Annotated in this window: 22 protein-coding genes; 7 read left to right on the plus strand and 15 right to left on the minus strand. The window is 53.7% G+C overall.

All coding sequences use genetic code 11. The features are described 5' to 3' along the window. Positions 1-24: 24 nt before the first annotated feature. From K5R89_RS13060 to K5R89_RS13080, 5 genes are read right to left on the minus strand one after another with little or no spacing between them, the layout of a single operon-like run. Positions 25-537, minus strand: a complete 513-nt coding sequence (locus K5R89_RS13060) for a fimbrial protein (protein ID WP_217220570.1) — start codon at positions 535-537, stop codon at positions 25-27. Positions 538-547: 10 nt separating this feature from the next. Next, on the minus strand, positions 548-1,555 hold the full coding sequence (locus K5R89_RS13065; protein WP_032452876.1) for a fimbrial protein: 1,008 nt from the start codon (positions 1,553-1,555) through the stop codon (positions 548-550). A 34-nt stretch (positions 1,556-1,589) separates the two neighbouring features. Then, positions 1,590-4,124, minus strand: a complete 2,535-nt coding sequence (locus tag K5R89_RS13070) for a fimbria/pilus outer membrane usher protein (RefSeq protein ID WP_217259399.1) — start codon at positions 4,122-4,124, stop codon at positions 1,590-1,592. Positions 4,125-4,152: 28 nt separating this feature from the next. Next, positions 4,153-4,830 carry a molecular chaperone gene (locus K5R89_RS13075; protein ID WP_049014138.1) on the minus strand — a complete coding sequence of 226 codons (678 nt, stop codon included), beginning with the start codon at positions 4,828-4,830 and terminating at the stop codon, positions 4,153-4,155. Positions 4,831-4,887: 57 nt separating this feature from the next. Continuing rightward, positions 4,888-5,418, minus strand: coding sequence for a fimbrial protein (locus K5R89_RS13080; RefSeq protein WP_023289719.1), 531 nt, complete (start codon positions 5,416-5,418; stop codon positions 4,888-4,890). A gap of 439 nt (positions 5,419-5,857) precedes the next feature. Between K5R89_RS13080 and K5R89_RS13085 the strand changes: the two genes are divergently transcribed. Continuing rightward, positions 5,858-6,517: a winged helix-turn-helix transcriptional regulator gene (locus tag K5R89_RS13085; protein ID WP_049014092.1), complete on the plus strand. Its 660-nt coding sequence runs from the start codon at positions 5,858-5,860 to the stop codon at positions 6,515-6,517. A 66-nt stretch (positions 6,518-6,583) separates the two neighbouring features. After that, positions 6,584-7,213, plus strand: a complete 630-nt coding sequence (locus K5R89_RS13090; protein ID WP_072413210.1) for a helix-turn-helix domain-containing protein — start codon at positions 6,584-6,586, stop codon at positions 7,211-7,213. Positions 7,214-7,313: 100 nt separating this feature from the next. On the opposite strand, the gene K5R89_RS13095 is transcribed toward K5R89_RS13090, so the two are convergent. After that, the gene (locus K5R89_RS13095; RefSeq protein WP_044523261.1) at positions 7,314-8,522 is read right to left on the minus strand and encodes an MFS transporter; all 1,209 of its coding nucleotides are present in this window, start codon (positions 8,520-8,522) and stop codon (positions 7,314-7,316) included. A 103-nt stretch (positions 8,523-8,625) separates the two neighbouring features. On the opposite strand from K5R89_RS13095, the gene K5R89_RS13100 reads away from it, so the two are divergent. Continuing rightward, positions 8,626-9,531, plus strand: coding sequence for a LysR family transcriptional regulator (locus K5R89_RS13100; protein ID WP_217259398.1), 906 nt, complete (start codon positions 8,626-8,628; stop codon positions 9,529-9,531). 187 nt (positions 9,532-9,718) lie between these two features. Here K5R89_RS13100 and K5R89_RS13105 read toward each other — a convergent pair whose 3' ends face one another. From K5R89_RS13105 to K5R89_RS13135, 7 genes are all read right to left on the minus strand, one after another. Beyond that, positions 9,719-10,147, minus strand: a complete 429-nt coding sequence (locus tag K5R89_RS13105; protein WP_087827220.1) for a cell envelope integrity TolA C-terminal domain-containing protein — start codon at positions 10,145-10,147, stop codon at positions 9,719-9,721. A gap of 142 nt (positions 10,148-10,289) precedes the next feature. After that, positions 10,290-11,402 carry a M20 family metallopeptidase gene (locus tag K5R89_RS13110; protein ID WP_049014095.1) on the minus strand — a complete coding sequence of 371 codons (1,113 nt, stop codon included), beginning with the start codon at positions 11,400-11,402 and terminating at the stop codon, positions 10,290-10,292. Continuing rightward, positions 11,402-12,157, minus strand: a complete 756-nt coding sequence (locus K5R89_RS13115; RefSeq protein ID WP_023289712.1) for a glutamine amidotransferase — start codon at positions 12,155-12,157, stop codon at positions 11,402-11,404. The genes K5R89_RS13110 and K5R89_RS13115 overlap by 1 nt, the downstream gene beginning before the upstream one ends. 14 nt (positions 12,158-12,171) lie before the next feature. Next, positions 12,172-13,251: a phosphotriesterase gene (locus tag K5R89_RS13120; protein ID WP_117127783.1), complete on the minus strand. Its 1,080-nt coding sequence runs from the start codon at positions 13,249-13,251 to the stop codon at positions 12,172-12,174. 3 nt (positions 13,252-13,254) lie between these two features. Next, positions 13,255-14,256: an ABC transporter permease gene (locus K5R89_RS13125; RefSeq protein ID WP_072413205.1), complete on the minus strand. Its 1,002-nt coding sequence runs from the start codon at positions 14,254-14,256 to the stop codon at positions 13,255-13,257. 18 nt (positions 14,257-14,274) lie between these two features. Next, positions 14,275-15,021, minus strand: a complete 747-nt coding sequence (locus tag K5R89_RS13130) for an ATP-binding cassette domain-containing protein (protein WP_072199055.1) — start codon at positions 15,019-15,021, stop codon at positions 14,275-14,277. A gap of 380 nt (positions 15,022-15,401) precedes the next feature. Beyond that, the gene (locus K5R89_RS13135) at positions 15,402-16,424 is read right to left on the minus strand and encodes a LacI family DNA-binding transcriptional regulator (protein ID WP_072413204.1); all 1,023 of its coding nucleotides are present in this window, start codon (positions 16,422-16,424) and stop codon (positions 15,402-15,404) included. 345 nt (positions 16,425-16,769) lie between these two features. On the opposite strand from K5R89_RS13135, the gene K5R89_RS13140 reads away from it, so the two are divergent. After that, positions 16,770-17,723 carry a substrate-binding domain-containing protein gene (locus K5R89_RS13140; protein ID WP_023289707.1) on the plus strand — a complete coding sequence of 318 codons (954 nt, stop codon included), beginning with the start codon at positions 16,770-16,772 and terminating at the stop codon, positions 17,721-17,723. Position 17,724: 1 nt separating this feature from the next. Here K5R89_RS13140 and K5R89_RS13145 read toward each other — a convergent pair whose 3' ends face one another. Next, on the minus strand, positions 17,725-18,597 hold the full coding sequence (locus tag K5R89_RS13145) for a PfkB family carbohydrate kinase (protein WP_217259397.1): 873 nt from the start codon (positions 18,595-18,597) through the stop codon (positions 17,725-17,727). A 26-nt stretch (positions 18,598-18,623) separates the two neighbouring features. Between K5R89_RS13145 and K5R89_RS13150 the strand changes: the two genes are divergently transcribed. The 3 genes from K5R89_RS13150 (at position 18,624) to lysM (ending at position 20,920) form a co-directional block, all read left to right on the plus strand. Beyond that, positions 18,624-19,469 carry a BtpA/SgcQ family protein gene (locus K5R89_RS13150; RefSeq protein ID WP_064154603.1) on the plus strand — a complete coding sequence of 282 codons (846 nt, stop codon included), beginning with the start codon at positions 18,624-18,626 and terminating at the stop codon, positions 19,467-19,469. After that, complete coding sequence (locus K5R89_RS13155; protein WP_064157867.1) at positions 19,469-20,113, plus strand: TenA family protein; 645 nt, start codon at positions 19,469-19,471, stop codon at positions 20,111-20,113. The genes K5R89_RS13150 and K5R89_RS13155 overlap by 1 nt, the downstream gene beginning before the upstream one ends. A 357-nt stretch (positions 20,114-20,470) precedes the next feature. After that, positions 20,471-20,920, plus strand: coding sequence for a peptidoglycan-binding protein LysM (gene lysM / locus K5R89_RS13160; protein ID WP_217259396.1), 450 nt, complete (start codon positions 20,471-20,473; stop codon positions 20,918-20,920). A 154-nt stretch (positions 20,921-21,074) separates the two neighbouring features. Here the strand turns inward: lysM and pgtP are convergent, their stop codons facing one another. Next, a complete protein-coding gene (gene pgtP / locus K5R89_RS13165) occupies positions 21,075-22,466 on the minus strand; it encodes a phosphoglycerate transporter PgtP (RefSeq protein WP_130952636.1) in 1,392 nt (463 codons plus the stop codon). Between the last annotated feature and the right edge of the window lie 79 nt (positions 22,467-22,545).

Below are 22,545 nucleotides of genomic sequence, written 5' to 3' on the forward strand. Positions count from 1 at the left end.
TGACCCGCTATAGCCAGCAACCCGTCAGTTATATTGCATTGTCAAAACGACAACGGCATGAATGGAACCTGGCGTCGGCCTTCCCGCCACTGAGGTCACCATGGCGCTCATCGGAATCGTCGCCGTTCTGTCTGCGGCAATATTTTGCGTGATGCTGGATCCGCTGCCCATCAACAAACCTGTAGTAGCATCAGACATCGCAATGGCCACACGGGTTGCCGTGCCACTGTTTTGGTAATAATTCATGCCCGCTTCCGGGTCAGGCGTTCCGCTAAAACGGGTTGTCACGCTTAGCGTACCCGGCGGACAGCGGGTAAACAGGAGATTAAAGGTAACCGGATCGGAAGATGACCCGGGGGTGAACATGTTTGTTGCCTGGATATTACCAAGATCAACATTCATATTTTCACTACCCCCGTTAAAGACGCAGGGCGCTGCGATAAGACGACCTGTGACTTTGATATCGACGTTGTCTGCCGACAACGCAGGCAATACTATTGCGCATGCCATCAGCAACACGAGTTTATTTATTTTCATTTAACAGCCCTTATTGATAGGTAAGACTCAGCGTTGCGGAGGCATTGGCGATGCCGGTGGTTACCGTTGTATTGGTCTGATAGTAGCGTGCGGTTAACGGAAACATCTCCTGGCCGCCATTGGTTCTCTTCAGAACAAGATTATTGCCAAGGATGAGAGGGGTATTGTTATAAACCAGCTGCACGCCAACCCCCTGTGCGACGCCTGCGCTTCCCTGACCGGTTAACGCCAGCACGGTATTATCGCTGACGTCTGGATTTTGTGCCCCGGAGAGCATGACGTTAATATTGGCTCCGGCATCACAGTCCAGAATGAGATTCTGCGTTTTCTGCGCATTAGCGGGGGTTGATCCCACCGCAGAACCAAACTCGCTGACCAAAACGTCCCCCAGTTCAAATACCATATTCGACGTTGTCACCGCGCATGCCACCTGGGTAATAGATCCGGCCCCCGCATTGACGGGGATCTCAGGAGCTTGTTCTCCGCCGAGATATTGCATCGTAAAGGCGACAAACGATGCCAGTTGCCCCGTTACTGAGCCAGATGTAATATCACCAATCTTCCAAAATTGTATAACCGGCTGATAATCATGAATAACCAGCTCGCCTGGGTTTGAAGACCAACTGGACATTGAAGCGTTACCGCGGTCAATATAATCGGTGCCGCTATACGTCGACGCGCCTGCTTTGGAGTTCATGTAAAAGCCAAAAGAAATACCCACCCCAGGCACATTGGTTTGATAAACGCGCCGCGCGCCGTACGTCGCGACATAGGGTAAAATAGCGCTTTTCATTCCTGAGCTAGACCCTTCATTGCCGGTTGTGACGCAGGTATAAGCATGGGCTAAAGAGCCATATATCTCATTGCTTATCGCCTGGCCAACGGGAACATCGCGCTGAACGATAATATTGCCATAATCCACGGTATAGGGAGAGCCGATGTAAGTATAATCACAACAGAAGCCACTCAATGGAAACAACACAGCCAGCATTAATAATGCAGATCGGAAAAGTCGCATACCTATGCACCTGATATAAAAATTCATTTCAACGTTATCGGCAAACAGCATTATCGATAATCACATCGTTATTCAGCTTCGTCATGTTTATCGAGTAATGAACCCTGCAGGTGTTTGCGGATTGATTTCCCCATTTCACGGTCAGGTTTACCTCGGGATCGAGACCCGTCAAATAGACCTGTCCGCTATCACCCACGATAAAACTGTTATGATCTGTTCCATCAACGCTGGCCATTGCGCCAAACGGCACTACCTGGCCGTTTCGCTGGCTCAAGGTCATCAACATGCGAACGCCTACGCTTGCCCGATAGTTCGCCCTGACAATCGCGCCACGCGTAGGAACCACGGTTTTGACCGTTTGCTCTAACTCAACATTAGCCGGTAATGTTTCAGTGATTAATGACACATCATTTTTGCGATAAGGCATTAAGTTAGAGGCAACCGTATATCCGCGATAATCGGTTGTCGCTCCGGTCATATTCTGGATGCCTACGCCGGCAGCCCCGGGGGCGGCAATCAGCACGTTGGTTTCACCCAGGGGCTGAGAAAACGTCACGCCATTGGCATGCGCAACCACGCCCCCCTGAATCCCATAATTCAGACGATCGGTATTTTTGTCATAGCTGTACCCGGCTGTGATTTCGCCATAGGTGCCGCGATAATCACCATTCATATTGCCGGTGTAGGCCGCATCGTGAGTGCCGAAACCCTGTTGAATATTCCAGTTGAGCGCATTATTCGGCAAAGCAACGCCATTTAACCCAGCGCTGTGTGTCGTACCGTTATTCTTGCTGGTATTCATGCCATAGTTTGCCCATGTCTGCGGCAACAGTTTTTCCAGGGGAATGCTGATATTCAGCGCCAGCATCTGGTTTTTATCGTCGCTGTGGGCTGAGCTGTACGATCCCGCGCTCCCATTCTTACTCAGCGTCCAGGTCAGGCCATAACTGATACTGTGCCAGTAGTTGTTATACCCAACGCTCCATGATTCCATTGCCTTACCCGAATTCCAGTAATCTTCACGCGCGGCGTTCAGCATCAACGATCCCAGATGGTCTCCCAACCCCTGGCTCAACGTCAGCTCAGCACGGTTGCGGCGTCGGTCCTGAAGCGCCTGACTGTCACCGTAAGAATCCAGGACCTCTTGCATGCCATAGTAGCCGCTGGTCGAATAGCGGTAGCCGGCAATCGCGAAGTTGGTGCCCGTTGCGGCAAAATTTTTACTGTATCGAGCCCGCCATGATTGCCCCCTGGATTTCGGCATATTTTGCGGCGTGGACCAGCCCTGGGTGATATCGCTGGAGATTGCGCCAAAGTTACCCATGTTTTTACCGACGCCCGCGGCGAGGGACTGGTACTTACTCGACTCCTGTAATCCGCCGTAAAACGTAAAGCCATAGGGCAAGCCGAGAATAACGCTCATCTGAGCAAAGGGCGTTTTGTCCACGCTGCCGTTGTAAGAACGATATTGGCCGCCCGTTAACGCATATTTTATTCGGCCTTCACGCTGTAATACGGGAAGGGAGGCAAATGGCACGCTAAAGTGCTGCTCACTGCCATCAGCCTCTTTAATCGTGACATCAAGATCGCCGGCGCCGCCGGTAGGATACATATCCGTGATTTCAAAAGCCCCCGGCGCCACAAAGCTCTGGTATATCTGATAGCCATTCTGGCGAATTATCACCTGGGCATTGGTCCGGGCGATACCACGCACCACTGGGGCATAGCCCTTGAGGGAGTCGGGCAGCATGTCATCATCGGAGGCAAGTTGTCCTCCCCGAAAAGGCATGCTGTCGAAGACATCTGCCGGGGCAGAGCTATCACCCAGCGTGAGCTGCGACTGTAACGGGATTATCGTACGCTGAGCATAGGTATAAACCGTCTTCCAGGCATCGTGACCCTGTGAATCGCGCGACCAGGTGGTGTAATTTCTTAACCGCCAGGGGCCAATATTCACGCCAGGACGCAGGTTGGCATACTGATTATCGCTGGTGCTGCTGTTGCTATTTTTGGCCCAGTTATTGGCCCCACTCAGACTGTAGTTGAGCAGGGCGGCGTTAATCCCTTGATCCCAGCGATCCGGCGACACCGCTCCGCGCGCTTGCGCTGATAGTGCCGCTTGCGGAATGCTCAATACCAGACGCTGCATGGCAAACTGGAAATCCGTACTGGCCTGAGGGATCGCGGACAGGTTCGCACAGGATGTTTCGCCTTTTAACGCGGGAAAAAGTCCAGTCTTCACCCCCCAGCTTTCTAATTGCTCAATGGATAAACAGGGGATTAATTTGTCATCACCGCCAGGCTCTTTCATCAACACAAACCTGATATCGCGGGTATCAACTAACCGATCGTCTAGGACGATATCAACATGATAATCCCCGGGAGCTTGCGCGCCCGATTCAAAACCAGAAAGATCGACTTTTTCTGTCCCCGGATTATCCAGTTCAACCAGTTCTGGATTAAAAAAATCGCGACTATAGCTATTTTGCGTATTACTGAAGAGCGCGATGGTTATCAATAATGCCAACCGTGGAGAACGTGCTTTTATATAATCCATTGCCATCATCATAAATCCCACTCAGTGTCTTTTCGCCGGTCTACAGACTGGCTTTGTGTTCTGCCCCGGGACTGCCATAATCATTGATAATTTTGAATGTCACTGGCCCGCCCGTTACGCCGGAGGGTAAATCGAACGTCGCTGTGCTACCGGGTAATACATAACTGACATCGGGTAATTTTTTACCTGATAGTGAAATTTCGTTAAAATTCATGACATGCCGAGTCGGATTGTTTACCTGTATCTTATTACCGACGCGTTGCCAGCGTAATTTATCGACCTGCTCTTCAGGGGATGCGCCTTTCATCGCCGCCGGACGGTAGATGAGCTTGATTCTGGTTTTAATGGCAATTTGCAACGTATTGTCAACTTTAGCTGCAGAGGGTATGGCTTTTATATTAAGCCAAAATAAGCTCTCTTTATCCTGAGGTAATGCTCCGGTGGCAACAATGCGCTCGACGTTTTGTTGGCCATTATTCAGTCGATATAACGGCGGCGTAATGATGAAAGGCGCCTTTTCGGCACCGCCACCCGGCGTTTCGATCCAGGACTGGATCAGGTAGGGGGTTTTATCAGGATTATTTATGCCAATTGAGGCTTCTTTTTTATTACCATCAAAAATGACCCGCGTACCACCAATAACGACACCGGCCTGAGCAGCGGATAAGCCAATACTCAATATCGTGGTGGTAAGCAAGATACTGCGAAGAACATTCATTTTAGACCTCTGAAACATGGGGCCGTATCGACCCCATCAGCTTTTCTGGACAGAAAATCAGTTATATACAATGGAGAAGTTAGCAACAGAGTTGGCCGTACCCGGCGTTACTGATGCCGTGGTGGAGATATATTGCGCGTAGAATTTCAGCGTATTGTCCTGGGTGCTGCTAAGGGTGTAGTTATAGCTGTTCTCACCGTGTAAAGGCAGGTCGACTTTATCGGCGGTCATCAGGTTAATCGCCACCCCTGACGCCGCACTGGAGGTTGAGGTATCAATAGCCAGCAGGTTAGGGTTGGTCAGATCGGGGGTGCCATCAAAGCGTACTTTTGTCGAAGTCACTGTGGTTGGGCAGTTTTTAAGCACGATATTAAAATCCTTTGCAGCCGCTTTTGCGCCACTGTTCGGAAATTCAGTTTTATAAAAGTTACCGAGATTGACCTGCTGGTTTTGCGATGCCACATCGACTTCACAGGCAGTATCAAGAATATTGCCGACGAAATTCACGGTGCCAGCGGCAGCAAAAGCGTGAGACATAGACAGCGCTGCAGTTGCGGTCAAGGCAACTAAAACAAGACTCTTTTTCATTACGTTGTTTCCTTATTAACTTGGTTTGCCACTTATATTCAGGCAATAGGGTGCCGATGAGCGTTACACTCTTTTTGTACCAGCGCCTTATTTTTTACTGTGCAGCATGGCAGCCATAATTAATTACGGTAAGATCATGAACTGTTCTGCTGGCTGGCTAAAATTTATCTAATCACTTTCTTAAACTCAAATGATTTGTGGGTCTATAAGTAGACTCTCACTTAACGAATAAGTAACATTCCTTTTTTTATTGTATTTATTAAGGCCCGGTCTATTTTTAGACTCAAAGGTCATGAGGCACAAAATCAATTACTTAGAGTACATCTTTAGCACGGTCTACTTTTGGACCCTAAACCAATATTTCGCGGTTTCTTCATTTTTAAGATAATTCGTCGGGTCGATCAATAAAGCGATCACCGTAGAGGAATTGAGGCAGCATATGAACACGCGCTTAACCCCCCCGGAAAACCAGGACAAATCAATTGCCCTGGAATTAAAACCATTTCGGCACATCGAGACTCTGATAAATCATGTGTTGCCAGCAGCAGAAAGAGTAGTGATCGGCAGAGGTGAGGTCGTGCATTATTATAAAGATGATATCCGGCAATGTTTTTTACTATTGCAAGGTAGCGTCGCGCTGCACCGTCGCGGCGATGGCATTGTTTTAAATTCTGAATCATCACCCTTTATTCTGGGCGTCAGTAGTCAGTTTTCCTCAGAGCATCTCTATGTGAGAGCGCTGGAGACGTCAGAGATCGCCCGGGTGTCACTGGATTGTTTTAATCACATCGTGGCGCAACTGGATCTATGGGAGCATTTTTCGAAACTCCTGATTTACACGGCCTCCCGGGTGTATGAGCATTGCGCACAAATCTCGCAGATGTCGGCTTATGACATCATCCGCTTTCAGCTTGTTGAACTGATGCAAGAGCCGGATGCGATACGGCAACAAATTACGGCTGCAGCCTATATTAAGAGCCGCACCTATCTTTCACGGAGCGGGATTATGCGAATTCTGGCAGAGCTGCGAACCGGGAACTACATCACCATGGAACGGGGTATACTTCTTGATATCAACCATTTGCCTCGAAAATACTGACGATGAGGATACCCGCAACAGGAAGCCAGGCTATAATCAGACAGGTCAATCTAAAGGTTATCGGTTATGTCCTCTTCAGCAAAACCTCACAGAGGTTCACCCTACGCGCAAGAGTTGATAACGCATTTACAGCCGTATTGCACGCCACGTAAAACTGAAAGGGGGGAGCAACTGGATTTCAAGGTGAATGGCCAGGGGATGTGTTACCTCATCCTTGAGGGAACCGTAGCGGTTTATCGCCGAAACGATAATATGATGCTGTCCACTGCGCGCAGTCCCGCCGTGTTTGGTCTTGCCAATCTGACGGATATTTACTTCGATGATTACATTAAAACTATCAACTCCTGCGTGATTGGCGAGATCTCCACCGCTCGTGTTCATGACATCATTAAAGAAAAGTCGTTATGGGGGCTGCTCTCAAAGCAACTGATGTTTGTGTATGGCCGACTTTACAACAATGTGATGCCGCAGGGCGCGCCGACGGCGTACGAGATGATCCGCCAGCAGTTGCTCAATTTAATCGAAGAAGATGAGAGTTATCGCGCCGCAGTCACAGCGGAACTCTACATCCGTGAGAAAACCCATCTTTCTCGCAGCGGCGTCATGCGCATTCTTGCAGATTTAAAAACGGGTGGTTTTATCGAAATGGAAGAGGGAAGACTCATTAAAATCCATAAGCTTCCCGCCAGGTACTAAATTCAGACACCGTCAGACAAAAAAACGCCCTCATCTCCATTTAGCGACCACACCAGGGTCAATGATAATTTTTAATGCCCAGGGCAGGGCGCGCCATGTTCTACCCAGTGGTGCAACGATCGGGCGGGATCGTCCGCTTAGCCAGTTTTTTTTGCAAAATGATGATAATAATTGGGGATCCTGATGCGGAAATTGCACATAGCGTCAGCAACGTGTCCATATTCTGGAGCGCCATGCGATGGTCAGGTAACAGAAAAGCGGACAGGAAAAATGCGGCAGTCGTCATCAGATACATCATGGACGTCTGTAATGAAGAGAATCCCGCTCGTTGGTTGTTATCAGGAAACTGAATCGTAACCGCCGAAGATGAAACCAGACGACTGTAAGCTGCCCCGAGAAATAACGTCATAAACAGCGCCGGATGCGGATAGCCCAGGAGGGGTATCAGCAAGCTCAGAATAAAAACGAGGGTTGACCCGGTCGCCAAACTCAAGGCAGAAAAACGAGAGGTTAATGCCCCTGTCATTCTTGTTGACAGATACCCCGCCAGTCCCCCGTCGAAGAACAGCCAGGGCAGCAGGCCTTCAGAAGCCCCCAACAGCTGCGTCATTAATGGCGCCAGAACAGGAATGATCAGCATTGGACTAAACTGTACCAGCGCATTACCGGAAGCAAACAGTAAAGTATCAACATCGAGGGGCAGCGCGTGAGACGTGTCGAAAGCGACGGGGTCCTGAGGAATGACAGTGACGATCAATGGCAATGCCAACAAACAGAGCGTGCTGATTAACCACAACGCGACATGCCAACCGTAATGAGTACACAAAAATAATATAGCGGGCATCCCCACAACGCTTACCAGCGAAAATGACGCAATCACCGTCGCCAACATTTTTCCGCTCAAGTCAGCCGGCGTGTGGTTTATCAAAATACCGATCCCCACCCCCATTGTCGTCCCTCCAACCAGCCCTGCGAAGAGTCGCAAGGTAAGAAGAAGAGGAAAACTGGTTATGAATGTCGTCAACAGTGTCGCTATGGCTAGCAGCACCATATTAGCGATAAGAAAACGCTTCTTATTGCAACGGTCAACCCAGTAAAAGGCGATAATTCCCGACAGGACGGCTCCAGAGGTGTACATACCGGATACATAGCCTGAGAAGGAGACGGGAACAGCGAAATCCGCGGCCATAAATGTAAAAACAGGACTGAACATCATATATTCCAGCGCATTAGTAAACTGCACAAAAGCGATGACCAGCGCTATCCGTATCAGCGCCTTTTGATTAAATGTAGTGGTGACCCGTGGCATAGCAAGCGACCTGTTGATGAAAGATAACCTAGCTTAACTGCTATCAAACTTATCGATTAGATGGTAAAAATGGCACTCATTATTATCATATGTGGGATAGTTGATGCGGCCAGTTCTTGATTTTAATGCGCTGAAAGTCTTCATCGCTGTAGTTGAAAGAGACAGTTTTGTGGGGGCATCGAAAGCCCTTGAAATGCCGGCATCAAATGTGAGCCGTTGCATTGCTCAGCTAGAAGACAAACTGAATCTTCAGCTTATTGAACGCAGTACCCGACATATGAAACTCACTCAGGCGGGGCATCTACTCTATACCCGGGCGAAGCCATTACTGGAAGCGCTTGAGCAAACTGAAACCGAATTAACGTTGCGGCAAATGCAATTCAAGGGGCCACTACGTATCTGTATTCCCAATGAAATCGGTCCTGCACTGCTGGGCGCTATTGTTGCCGATTTCGCCTGTCAGCATCCGGACCTGGAGATAAGTTGCATCACCAATTTGTCTGGTTATGAATCCCTGCGCGATGATCTGGATCTCGCTGTCATTGTGAGTCGTGGTCAGATGGATGACAGTGACTACATAGCCCGTCATCTGGTGACCATCCCTTGCACCATCGTTGCGGCCCCCTCCGTTATCCAGCGTTATGGCACGCCTTCTCGTATACAGCAATTTGAAGAATTGCCCTGTATTACAACGGTAAATGCGCTTAAAGGCGCTCCCTGGCAGTTTGTGAATAAAAAGGGCGGATTCGAGACGATTAAAGTGAACGGTCGTTATCGGGTCAACAGCGGGGAGATGGCAGGGCGAGCGGCCATCTCAGGCGTCGGTTATGCCATCCTGTCGAAACAAGCCTGCCAGCCCTATATTGACGATGGCCGGTTAATCGAAATTGAATTTGAACAATCGGCGGCCCCCTTGCAATTGTTCGCCCTGTATTCCGATCGGCGTTATTTGCCGGCAAAAACAAGAGCACTTATTGATTTCATGCATCAGAGATTGAGTCATGAATAAGAGGCCATCATCAGCGCACCTGGATGCGCTGTCCCGTTCAGCCGGCGCTCTTGCCGCTCATCACCTCGACTCAAGCACCATTGAATCATTCCTCGCTGATCGCCAAAAAGCGTCTGTTAAGCAGGCTGTCAGCTTATCTTTTTAGCCATTGCCCTGGCGATGACCGGGGCGCTTTCTACGGACAAGCTCAGGCCTTCAAGTCCAGAACGACATGGCTGAATGTTTGATAGGTTTTTTCATCTGGCGCAGGCGGAATTTTGGCGACTTTCAGCGCGGACATCACCTGCGCGCAGAATGGCCGATCGCCGTTCTCGACCGTCGGATCCTGCACCGTCCCGTCACGCTGCAGGGTAAAGCGCACCGAGCATTTTTGCCCTTGCCAGGAGTCCGGCTGGTCTATGTTAGCGAAGATAGCCGCCTGGATCCGCGCCAGATAGCGTGAGGCATTGGCCTGCGGTGACGTATCGGCACCCGTTTGATAATCGCGAAGTATCTTATCCACTTCTGCCGATATTTGAGCGTCTTCGGCGCTGTCCGGCGCAGAAGCATGACCCGAACAGGCGGAAAGGAGGAAAGAGAGGGTGCAAACGAGCACGGCGTTAATTTTCACGGACATGGTAAGCCTCCTTGCTGGTGGTGACACATTTCGTGTACGAGGCGGTTATCCTCTGTTATTCCGCGAGATTATTCAAACGCTGAATGCATCATGCTCGCTTTAAGTGACACCGTCACACATTTTTGGCTTTCGTCGCGGACGGTTAGGCCATCCAGTCGCGGATCAGGTCACCGTATAGCCGTTCTGCCTCCGCCAGCCGGCTGAGCAGGCAGTACTCGTCGGTTTGATGAGCCATCGACGGCTCCCCGGGGCCGAGAATAATACAGGGCGGGTCGCCCAGGGCAGGCAGCAGCAGCGAGGCGTCGGTAAAGTAGGGCACCACGCGCGGCGTAATCGGCTCAGCGTGCAGCGGCTGACAGCGTTGGTAAACCTGCTTAATCCATGCATGATCCTCCCGGCTCAGGACCGCAGGCAGGTCGACCAGCGTGGTGACCGTAACGCTTTCGCCCAGCAGCGTCGTCAAGCGCTCCCGGATAGCGGCGTGCTGTAAATTGGGCGCGCTGCGGATATCGACATCAAAACGCGTGCGGTCCGGTACGGAATTAATATTGAGTCCGCCCTCTATGCGTCCGACGTTGAGGGTGGGTTGCTTCATCAGCGGATGCGGCGCGCCCGGCGAAAAATGCTGGATCTTACCCAGCGCATCAGCCGCAAGATAGATAGCATTGATCCCCAGCTCCGGCATCGCGCCGTGGGCGGTTTTTCCCCGCGTTTCGCAGCGTAGCCAGAGGGCGCCTTTATGACCGATAACCGGGTAGTTGGCGGTGGGCTCACCGACGATCAGCGCGCCCACCTCTGGCAACGTATCGGAGGCGATCAGCGCCCGCGCGCCGTCGCAGCCGGTCTCTTCTCCGCCGGTGATCAGCAATAGTGCGCCGCGCCCGGCGCGAATCGTTTGCCGCTGATGAACGCAGGCGACGGCAAATGCCGCTATCGCCGCTTTCATATCGCTCGACCCGCGTCCATAAAGACGCCCGTCTTCCATCTGCGCACCGAAAGGATCGTACTGCCAGCGGGCATTTCCCAGCGGGACGGTATCCAGATGTCCGGTAAAAGCCAGCGGTTTACCGCTCTTCGACCCGGGCAGCCTGGCGATAAGATTGCAGCGTCCCTCGCCGAATGACGACAGCGACACCTCAAAACCGCTATCGGCAAGCCAGTCGGCGAAGAACCGCATGCAGTCAGCTTCGCTGCCCGGCGGGTTGATGGTGTTAAAGCCCAGCAGTTGCCGGGCGAGCTCAAGGGTAGCGGTCATCAGCGGCGTTCCGTCAGCCAGTCGAGGCAGTTAATCCACAGCTGGCGATAGCCGGGCCATTTGGCAAACTCTTCCGGCAGCCAGTGTGCCGACATGTCGCTGGTCCACACCAGCGAGCGCCCCCGCTGATATTCGCGAATGGCCAGCAGAGGATGATCGGTACCGGCCACGGTCGCCAGCAGTTTACCTTCCGGATGCATTTCAACCTCGTTATAGCCCAGCAGCCACGGCCATTCGCCCGGAATATCGTTAAACAGGGGGTGAGATCCCGCCACTTCAGCAAAGCAGCCTTCCGGGGTTTCAATGCGATCGTCCCAGGCCAGGCAGCGAACCGGCAGCACTTTCTCCACCGCGGTATTACGGTAGCGTGCGCCGCCGTTGATCCCCTGGAAGCTGTAATAGCCGCCGATCATCATCAGCGCCCCCCCGCCGGCCACGTAATCATGCAGGAGCGTTAGACGGTTGGCGGTGCGGCGGCTCTTCAGCCAGGTGTCCGGATGCAGCAGCAGCGTATTGGCGCCGATATCCGAAAGGATGATCGCATCCCAGTGTTCCAGCGCTTCCAGCGTCAGCGGAAAGTCTGTCGCCGCCGCGTGGGCGGGCATATAGGTAATGGCATAGGGACTGTCGGCGAGCGCGGCCAGAAAATCCGTTGCGCCGGTGTGCCAGGTGGCGGTGGCAAACTGGTCGAAGCCTTTAACGTGCGTTGAGGTGCTGGTCCAGGACTCACCGACCAGTAAGATTTTTTTCTGCATGATGACGTTTCCTTTTATCCGCCAAAGACCCGCTGGGGGTTTCCAATCATTAAGGTTTCAAGCTGTTCGCCGCTGACGCCGTGGCGCCGCAGACGCGGAACAAAATGCTTGAGTATGTAGCCGTAACCGTGGCCGCCGTAGCGGGTGAGCATGGTTTTCAGGAAGACATCCTGCGACAACAGAATGTGCTGGATATAGCCGTCGTCAATTAACTCGCGGATCGCGCGGGCGTTCTCCTCGTCGGAGGGCGACTGCGCTGACTCGTCGGCGTAGTAATAGCTCATGCCAATCATGTCGTATTCGAGGAATGCTCCGCGCTGGGCCAGTTCGCGCTGGTAGCGCTTATCGGCAAAGCTGGGGTTCATATGGCACAGCACGGTATGGCGTAAATCGGCACCTTCCAGCTCGAGAATATCCAGCACCCGATGACCCAGCCGCTCCCAGCCCGGCAGATGGACCTCGATCGGCACGCCGGTCGCGGCGCTGGCCCGACCCGCAGCGCGCAGGGATTTCTCCTCATCCGGCGTAAAACGGCTGGAGATACCGATTTCGCCGATAAGCCCGGCGAGTACCTCCGGTTTCTCCTCCGCGCCGCCAAGATCGTAAATCAGCCGTTCGGTCAGCTGTTCAACGCTGCTGGTCTTTACCCACTCGGGGTGAGAAGGCTCCAGATAGAAGCCGGTACCCATAATAATGTTCAGACCGGTCAGACGCGCGATGCGCGCCAGCGCTTTCGGATCGCGGCCAATACCGATATTGGTCGGGTCGACCACGGTTTCGCCGCCAAGGGCGCGATATTTAGTGAGTTCCTCAATCGCAACGTCGACATCAAACAGCTGACAGTTATCGCGGCTCATCAACGGATTCAGCGACAGTTCGCCAAGGTTTTCCATTTTCACCGGCATTTCGGCAAGATGGCGATCGCTACAGCAGCAGGGCGGCACCCATTTGCCGGAGGCATCCAGCAGAATATGCTCATGCATCAGGGTGACGCCCATTTCGTTAATCGGCAGCGGGCCAAGCACTGTCATCACGTAACCGCTGCTGACGCCAACCGGCAGCGGTGAGGGATGACGAAAAATTGATCCGTTCATCAGCTATCCTTTTGCCGCGGAGCGCGTGGGGTTGAGAATGCGGGTGTTCAGCCAGATAGCCAGCAGGATAATGGTGCCGGTAGCTATCTGGGTGTAAAAAGGCGAAATATGCGACAGGATCAGCCCGTTCTGAATGACCGCAATCGACAGCGCGCCCAGCAGCGTGCCGATAATGGTACCGAAGCCGCCAAACAGGCTGGTACTGCCGAGCACCACGGCGGCAATAACCTGCAGTTCAAAGCCTTCACCCTGGTTGGAGGAGCCGCTGCCGAGGCGAGCGGTAATGATCATTCCCGCCAGCGCGGCGGCCATACCGCTGAGGATATAGACCTTCATCGTGACGGCTTTGGTGTTAATCCCGCTGCGTCGCGCGCCTTCGGCGTTGGCGCCGATAGCGGTCACGTAGCGACCAAAACGCATGTGATTAAGAACGATATGCCCGATCACCAGAATCAGAATGCCGAGCAGCGCGGGCATGGGGATACCGACTACCCACGCGCGTCCGATAAAGGTAAACAGGCTGTCAGCCGGAACCGGAATCGAATAACCCTGAGTGATCAGCAGCGCGATGCCGCGAACCACTGCCAGAGTGGCGAGGGTGACGATAAACGCCGGAATCCCTTCATAGGCAATAAAGAAGCCGTTGATGGCGCCAACGACGCCGCCGAGCAGCAGGCCGCCGAGCAGTACCACCGGCCACGGCAGCCCCCAGCTATTCAGGGCGATAGCGGAGAGTGCGCCGACCAGCGCCAGGGTAGAGCCCACCGACAGATCGATACCGCCGGTGGTAATCACCAGGGTCATCGCCGTCGCGACGATCAGCAGCGGGGCGCTCTGACGGATGATATTCAGCCAGTTGGTGCCGGTGAGAAAGTTGCTGGTGATCAGCGAAAACACCACGCAGCAGAAGACGAAAAAGAGCGCGATGCTGACCACGCCCGAGTGGTTATGCAGCAGGCGGCGCGGCAGCGAATGCTGGATCATGCGGGAGCTGCTTAAGTTCATGATACTCATCCTGTTACCTCAATGTGCAGCCGCAGAGCGGGCGGTGAATTTTTCGCCCACAATCAGGTTAACGATATCGTTCAGGCTGGTGTCGGACACCCGTCTGTCAGCGACATTGGTACCTTCATACATCACCATGATCCGGTCACACACCAGGAACAGGTCCTGCAGGCGGTGGGTAATCAGAATCACGCTCACCCCGCGAGCGGAAACGCGGCGAATGAGTTCCAGCACCGCTTCGACCTCCGCGACGGCCAGCGCGGCGGTGGGTTCATCCATAATCAGCACTTTCGGGTCAAAGGCCGCCGCGCGGGCGATGGCAATAGCCTGGCGCTGGCCGCCGGAGAGATTTCGCACCAGCAGGCGGGTATCCGGAATAGAGATCCCCAGCCCTTTAAGCATCTCTCTGGCATCGGCGTGCATTTTGGCCTCGTCGAGAAAGGGAATACCGAGGACCGATTTCATCGGCTCACGGCCCATAAACAGATTGCCCGCGACGTCGACCGTGTCGCAGAGCGACAGATCCTGATAGACCATCTCGATATGGCAGCGGCGCGAATCGGCCGGATTGGTAAACTGCTGCTGTTCACCGTCGATACGAATCGTGCCGCTGGAGGGGATCACCGCGCCAGAGAGCACTTTGGTGAGGGTGGATTTCCCCGCGCCGTTATCGCCCACTAAACCCAGCACTTCGCCCGGGGCCAACTCGAGGTTAACGCCGCGCAATGAACGTATCGACCCGTAGGTCTTGGTGATATTGATCATCTCCACCCTTGGCGGGGTATTTTGTGGCTGCTGCATCTGATAACTCCCATCGCTATTGCCGGGAAAATGTTCGCCATCCTGCGGGAGAGACTCTATCCGACACGGTTTACAATCTAGTAAACCGGTTTACCTGCGGAACAGAGCCCTCGCCAGTACAGTCAGGACAAACGCTATGTAAGATATTTGTTCGCCAGTAAGAACACTGCAGCATCCGTGCCAGGGCAGGAACAACACAGCAGCCCTGTAACTTAACCTTATGTATTCAATAGGTTTTATTGATTACAATCCGGTAAACCGGTTTACTGATTATAGTGAATAAATTGTTAATTGATCATTTTTTGCGCCAAAAACGGGCGCTTTTGCGTCATTATGGGACATGCTTAACAGATCTTGATCGAGTCGCGACCAATCCATTCAACCGGCAGGCGGGTTTCCGCAGGGATACCCGGATCGTCGTTTAGCAGGCGCATCATGATGTGCACCGCGGTGCGCCCCAGTTCCCGGGCGGGCTGGCGGATAGTGGAGATCCGCGGCTGGGTAAAATCGGCATAATTGGCGTCATCGAAGCCGACTAGCGAAAGCGCCTCCGGCGCCTGGAGCCCGCTGGCGCGTAGACCGTCAAGCAGACCGAGCACCAGATAGTCGCTGGCCGCGAAGACGGCGGTAGGGCGAACCGGTTGGCTGAAGAGGTGCCGCAGCGCCTGCTGGCCAAACTCGCGCTGATAGTCGCCGTACATCACCCATTCGGGCGGCCAGCTCAGGCCGGCTTGCTCCATCGCGGTGCAAAAACCCTGATAGCGCTCACGGACGCTCATCAGTTTGTCCGGGCCGCCGACGAAAGCGATATGACGATGCCCGGCGGCGATCAGTTTTTCGGTGGCGATGCGCCCGCCCTGGACGTTATCGGCAAATACTTTTGGAACCTGACTCCCGGGAATATCTTCATCCAGCAGGACAATGCGTTCGTGACGCTGGATCTCCTTGCGCAGCAGGCCGTTATCGGGGCGGTTGGTGGTGAACAGCAGACCGTCTACCTGGCAGGTATCCAGCCAGCGGATGAACTGGCACTCTTTTTCCGGGTTGTTGCGGGTGATACACAACACCAGGCTGTAGCCGCTGGCAGAAGCGGCCTCTTCGGCAGCGTCGGCCAGCTCGGCAAAGAAGGGGTTGGTAATGTCGGGGAGCACCAGGCCAAGCGTCTCGCTGCCGCCTTTGCTCAGACGGCGCGCCAGGCTATTGCCGCGATAGTCCAGTTCGCGAATGGCGGTTTCGATACGGTCGATGGTGTCCTGCGGCAGCACAATACTGTTGTTCATATAGCGCGACAGGGTCGCTTTCGACAGTCCCGCCAGCTTTGCCACATCAGATAACAATACGCGTTTTATACTCATTTCCTGCGCCATCTCTGCCAGAATCGGCTATCTGTAACATAGTTAAGCGCGGTGGATACAGCAATTTCTCTGTGCGTAATAACCGAAAATAAATGCTTGACAAATTTTAATCAGCAGAGAATTGTATAGACAGTTTACCGCATCATCCGGGAAGTCATTCCCAAACCCGTTTAAGTCATTCCAGTCGCGCACCGACACGGACCGGTTGCCGGGATGACATTAAGCAGGTATCCGCCGAACGATCGATGATTGTTCTGGCCATATAGACGATATTTGCCCGCCAAAAAAACAATCCTTCTGCGTTCGCATGCGGCGCGGAACTCTGCTGGCTATCAACTATTCCCGACGAGGATACTGATGATGTTATTTCACACCGGAAAACTGCGTTTACTTGCTGTCGCCACGACCATGCTGGCATCGATGAGTTTTATTTCTGCCGCCAGCGCTGCCGGTCCGACTTATGCGCTGGTGCAAATCAATCAGCAGGCGCTGTTCTTTAATTTGATGAATAAAGGCGCGCAGGATGCGGCTAAGGCCAGCGGCAAGGATTTAGTTATTTTCAACTCAAACGATAATCCCGTGGCGCAAAACGACGCGATAGAAAACTATATTCAGCAAGGCGTTAAAGGCATTCTGGTCGCCGCTATCGACGTTAACGGAATTATGCCAGCGGTAAAAGAAGCCGCCGCCGCTAACATTCCGGTGATTGCGATTGATGCCGTATTACCGGCCGGACCACAGGCGGCCCAGGTCGGCGTGGACAATATTGAAGGCGGCAGAATTATTGGTAAATATTTCGTGGACTACGTGCAGAAAGAGATGGGTGGCAAAGCGAGGGTGGGGATTGTCGGCGCGCTGAATTCGGCCATCCAGAACCAGCGGCAGAAAGGGTTCGAAGAGACGCTGAAAAGCAATCCGAACATTACCATCGCTAACGTGGTCGACGGGCAGAACGTGCAGGATAAAGCGATGACCGCGGCGGAAAACCTGATCACCGGCAACCCGGATCTGACAGCAATCTATGCCACTGGCGAACCCGCGCTGCTCGGCGCTATCGCCGCCGTAGAAAACCAGGGGCGGCAGAAGGATATTAAAGTGTTTGGCTGGGATCTGACGGCGAAGGCGATTTCCGGTATTGACGGCGGCTACGTGACCGCCGTCCTGCAGCAGGATCCGGAAAAGATGGGCGCCGAGGCCCTGAATGCGCTGAACAGCATCACGTCGGGAAAAACCGTGCCGAAAACCATTCTGGTTCCGGCGACGGTGGTGACCAAAGCGAACGTCGATGCTTACCGTCCGCTGTTTAAGTAGGTCAACGCGCGCCGTCCTGGGTTAACAGGGCGGCGAGCTCATGGCTACCGGGAAACGCGCTGAGCGTTCCCCGGCGGCTAACGGTTATGGCGGCAGCGCGGCTGGCGTGCGCCAGCGCCAGGTCATCGGGCGCGACGCCGCGCAGCAGGGCGGAGGCCAGCATGACGGCGAGGAACGTATCGCCTGCGCCGGTCGTATCAATTGCCTCGGCGGACACGGCGGGACAAAACTGGCGCTGTCCCGCCTGAACCAGCCAGGCGCCAGCGGCGCCCTGGGTTATCACTAAGGTTTTCACCCCATAGGGCTGAAGCAGCTCGGCCTCGGATTCATTGACTACCGCGATGTCGACGAGCGGCCACAGATGGCAAAAGTCAGGATTGACGGGCGAGGGGTTGAACACCGTTGTCATGCCGAGAGTTTTGGCGTACCGGAACAGCGCCCGCGTTTTATCAAGGGAGAAATTGCCCTGCTGTAGCAGAATATCGCCGGCGGCGGCATCCGCCATATGCGGAATAATATCCTCAAGGCTGAAGGCGTCGGCAGCCGCCGTCGTGGTAATGATGGCATTGTCGCCATCAGCGCTATTTAAAATAATCGAGGTGTCGCTATGTTGATTGAAAGGGTCGTCGGGAAGTAAGGTCAGTGGTTCATTTTTTATCTGCTGGCGGATCCAGGCGCCGTTGCTGTCATTTCCCGTGGCGGCAATTAAACGCGTCTCTATTCCACAGCGGGATAATATAATCGCCTGATTCGCGCCTTTACCGCCGATATCCTGCGAAACTTTAACGCCGTGAATGGAAGTGCCTTTTTTCGGTATATCCGGAATGGACCAGGTTTCATCGACGGCAATATTACCGGTAACGTAAACACGCATAGTGTTCCCTTAACAGGATGGATAAGATGGTTGCTATCTCAGCAGAAAAAACCAATGCAATACAAGCTATTTTTTCACGAAACAAAGCCGTTATTGGCGTTATTCATTGCGATCCTTTTCCTGGTGCGCCTAAATATCGAGGAAAATCAGTCTCCGATATTGTTGAGCGTGCGCTTCGCGATGCTGAAAATTATATTTCAGGCGGTGTTCATGGTCTGATTATTGAAAACCACGGCGATATTCCGTTTTCCAAACCTGAGGACATCGGCCATGAAACCTCCGCGCTGATGGCGGTCATTACCGAGAAAGTTCGTGAGCGGTTTGCGGTCCCGCTGGGTATTAACGTCCTGGCTAACGCGGCGATCCCGGCGATGGCCATCGCGCTGGCGGGCGGCGCCGATTTCGTCCGCGTCAACCAGTGGGCCAACGCCTATATCGCCAACGAAGGATTTATCGAAGGGGCGGCCGCAAAGGCGCTGCGCTACCGCAGTATGCTGCGCGCTGAGCATATTCGCGTTTTTGCCGATAGCCATGTCAAGCACGGTAGCCATGCCATCGTCGCCGATCGTTCGATACAGGAGCTGACGCGCGATGTCGATTTCTTCGAGGCCGACGCGGTGATCGCCACCGGCCAGCGCACGGGCGATAGCGCCACGATAGCGGAAATTGACGAGATCCGCGCGGCGACGGCGCTACCGCTCCTGGTGGGCTCCGGGGTAACGCCGGCTAACGTGAGGCAGATCCTCGGGCGGACCCAGGGGGTCATTGTGGCCAGTACGATGAAGGTCGATGGCGTCTGGTGGAACGATGTTGAGCTGGCCCGGGTGAAGCATTTTATGTCGGTCGCTCAGGCCGCGCTGGAGGAAGCCTAATGGAAGCGTTTAGCGAACGCCTGCTGCGCGAACATCAACCGGCGTGGCAGGCGATGCAGCAGCACCCGTTTGTCACTGATATTGAACAGGATCGCCTGCCGACAGCGGTCTTCAACCGCTATCTGGTGTTTGAGGGCAACTTTGTCGCGACGGCCATCGCGATTGTTGCCCTCGGAGTCAGCAAAGCGCCGGGTATTCATCAGCAGCGCTGGCTGATAGGCGTGCTGAATGCCCTGGTTGATACGCAGATCGCGTGGTTTGAGCAGGTGTTGTCAGCGCGACAAATCGATCCCGCTGAGTACCCGGATGATTTGCCCGGTGTACGGCGCTTTCGCGACGGTATGCTGCGGACCGCCCGCGAGGGCAGCTATGAGCAGATCGTGACCCTGATGTTCGGTGCGGAATGGATGTACTATCGCTGGTGCAGACGGGCGAGCGAACATCGACAGAGCGATGCTGATATACGACGCTGGGTGGAAATGCACGCGGAGGACGAATTCTACCAGCAGGCGCTCTGGCTAAAGAACGAACTCGACCGTTGCGCCATGGCGCTGAGTGAAAAGGAAAAGCAGGCGCTGTCGGCGCTTTACGGTGAAGTACTGCAGTGGGAAATTGATTTCCATCACGCTGCATACGAGGAATAGCCGCGAGGTGACTCACAGGAGGCGCCGGAAGCGGCGTCTCCTGAAATCTTGCTCAGGTAGTCCGCGTCTTATCCGGGCATTGCCTCTCCAGCCATTGTACGACGAGGGGCCATCATTTCTCTGCATGGCAGGGGGGCTATGTCCGCTTCCATTTCGTGTCACCTTGCCGGAATACAGACTTTCCTGCCGTAGTGGGGCAAATATCCTGCACTTTGACGCTTATTGATTATACTTTGATGGTGGCTTGTGCTGCTTCAGGCAGTTGACGCGAGGGCGGGTAGCAAACCAGCCCCCTGACATTGGGTCAACAGGTCCGATGATGATGTGATCATGTAACAGTCGAGGAGGTATGGAAAGATGGGATTATTAAGTTTTGTGAAAGAAGCGGGCGAGAAAATATGGGACGCCGTCTCCGGCGACAGTAAAGAAGAGCGGGCCGATAAACTGAAAAAACATATCGATGGTCTTAATCTGCCTGGCGCCGAAAAGATCAATATTGATGTTGCGGACGATGGCACCGCCACGGTCACTGGCGATGTTGCTTCGCAGGAGGATAAGGAAAAAATTCTGGTAGCGGTCGGGAATGTCACTGGCGTAGGTCAGGTCAGTGACGGCGTTAAGGTGACGCAAAGCGGGGCGGAAAGTCGTTTTTACACGGTCAAATCCGGTGACACCCTGAGCGCTATCTCCAAAGCGATGTATGGCTCTGCCAATGATTATCAACGTATTTTTGAAGCCAATAAACCGATGCTGACGCATCCCGATAAAATCTATCCGGGTCAAGTGCTGATTATCCCGGCGAAGTAGGCCGTTCATTCCACTCAGCAGTAGCATCAGTGATGGCAGGGGTACTTGCTTTATACCGTCGTCGGGAGCAGCTGCGGACATCAATTCCTCTCTCAACGGCAAAAGAGCCAGCAAGCTGGCTCTTGTTTCCCCGGGCTCAGGTGCTTACTGTGCGTCAGCCAGCGTCAGCCAGCGCCAGCCGGGCCTCTTCCTGCTCGGTAATTTTACGCTGTTGCTCAAGCTCCAGCGCGCCGCGATGAGAAAGATAGCAGAACAGGATGCAGCAGACGATCCCGCCCATCAGCAGATAGAACCCGCCGTGCCAGCCCATTTTATCGACCATCACGCCGAACAGGCTGGTGCCTAACGAGGCGCCAAAGATATAGCTCATAAATCCGCGCAGGCCCACGGCGGAGCCAACGGCAAAGCTGGGGACGATCTCCATGGTCTGGACCGAGGCCAGAAACTGCGGGACGTAAATCAGGCAGCCCACAATCGCCGCAAATACCGTGACCATCAGCAGTGATTCGCTTTTCCAGTAGCCGATCAGACAGATGAAAATCAGCGCCATGCAGATCATGGCTAACGGCATCCGGCGGCCTTTGAACAGCTTATCGGAAAGCCAGCCGGCCAGCAGGGTTGACGGAATCGCCGCCCATTCAAAAAACAGGAAGGCGACGCTCATCTGCTCTTTAGAAAAATGTTTCACCGTCAGCAGGTAGATTGGCAGCCAGCTGATCATGCCGAAACGCACCATATAGACAAACACATCCACAAGGGAGACATACCAGGCGTTTTTGTTACGCAGGACGTAGGTGCAGAAGATCTGGAATGCGCTCATGTTCTCCGGCGCTTTCTGGGCGTGTTTGGTCTTCAGCACCACTTTCTCTTCCGGCATCATCTCTTCCAGCGAAGGCAGGCCCTCCTCCCGCGGCGAACCTTTACCCAGCACCAGTACGCTGATGGCGAATACCACCGCCACGCAGGCCGGCACAATGTAGCTGGCGCTCTGCCAGTGCTCGGTACCGAGAATCGCAAACGCGGCGCCGACGATCGGGGCGACAATTCCGCCGCCGACGTTATGGGAAATATTCCAGAAAGCTCCTACGCGGCCACGCTCCCGGCGCGGAAACCAGTTCGCGATGGTAATGAAAGAGGGGCCGACCCCCATCCCCTGAAACAGGCCGTTCAGGACAACCAGCGCAGCAAAAACCCAGAATGCGGTGCTGAATCCTAACCCGATGTTGACGATGGCGCACAGTACGAGACCGCAGGCCATAAACACTTTCGGGCTGGCTTTATCCGCGAGGCTGCTCATCACGCCTTTACTGATCCCGTACGCGATGAGCATACAGCTGCTGAGCAAACCGATCTGCGTGGCGCTAAGATCTAACTGTTCTTTCAGATAGGGCGTGGATAAGGTGAAGTTATTGCGCACGATATAGTACGCCAGATATCCCAGAAATACGCTTAGCAGCGCCTGCATACGGTATCGACCATACTTTGCCTGAATTTTCTCAGCAGGAACTGTATTCGCCGACGGCCCTTTTTTTAATAATGATAACATGTCGTCACCTGTATTTTATATTGATGTGAACATCAGGAGCATTCGGCCTGAAGGGTGAAATAAGCGGCCGTAAAATACA

The organism is Klebsiella sp. TF21-TM, from assembly GCF_019753495.1.
Classification (GTDB): Bacteria; Pseudomonadota; Gammaproteobacteria; order Enterobacterales; family Enterobacteriaceae; genus Klebsiella; species Klebsiella quasipneumoniae.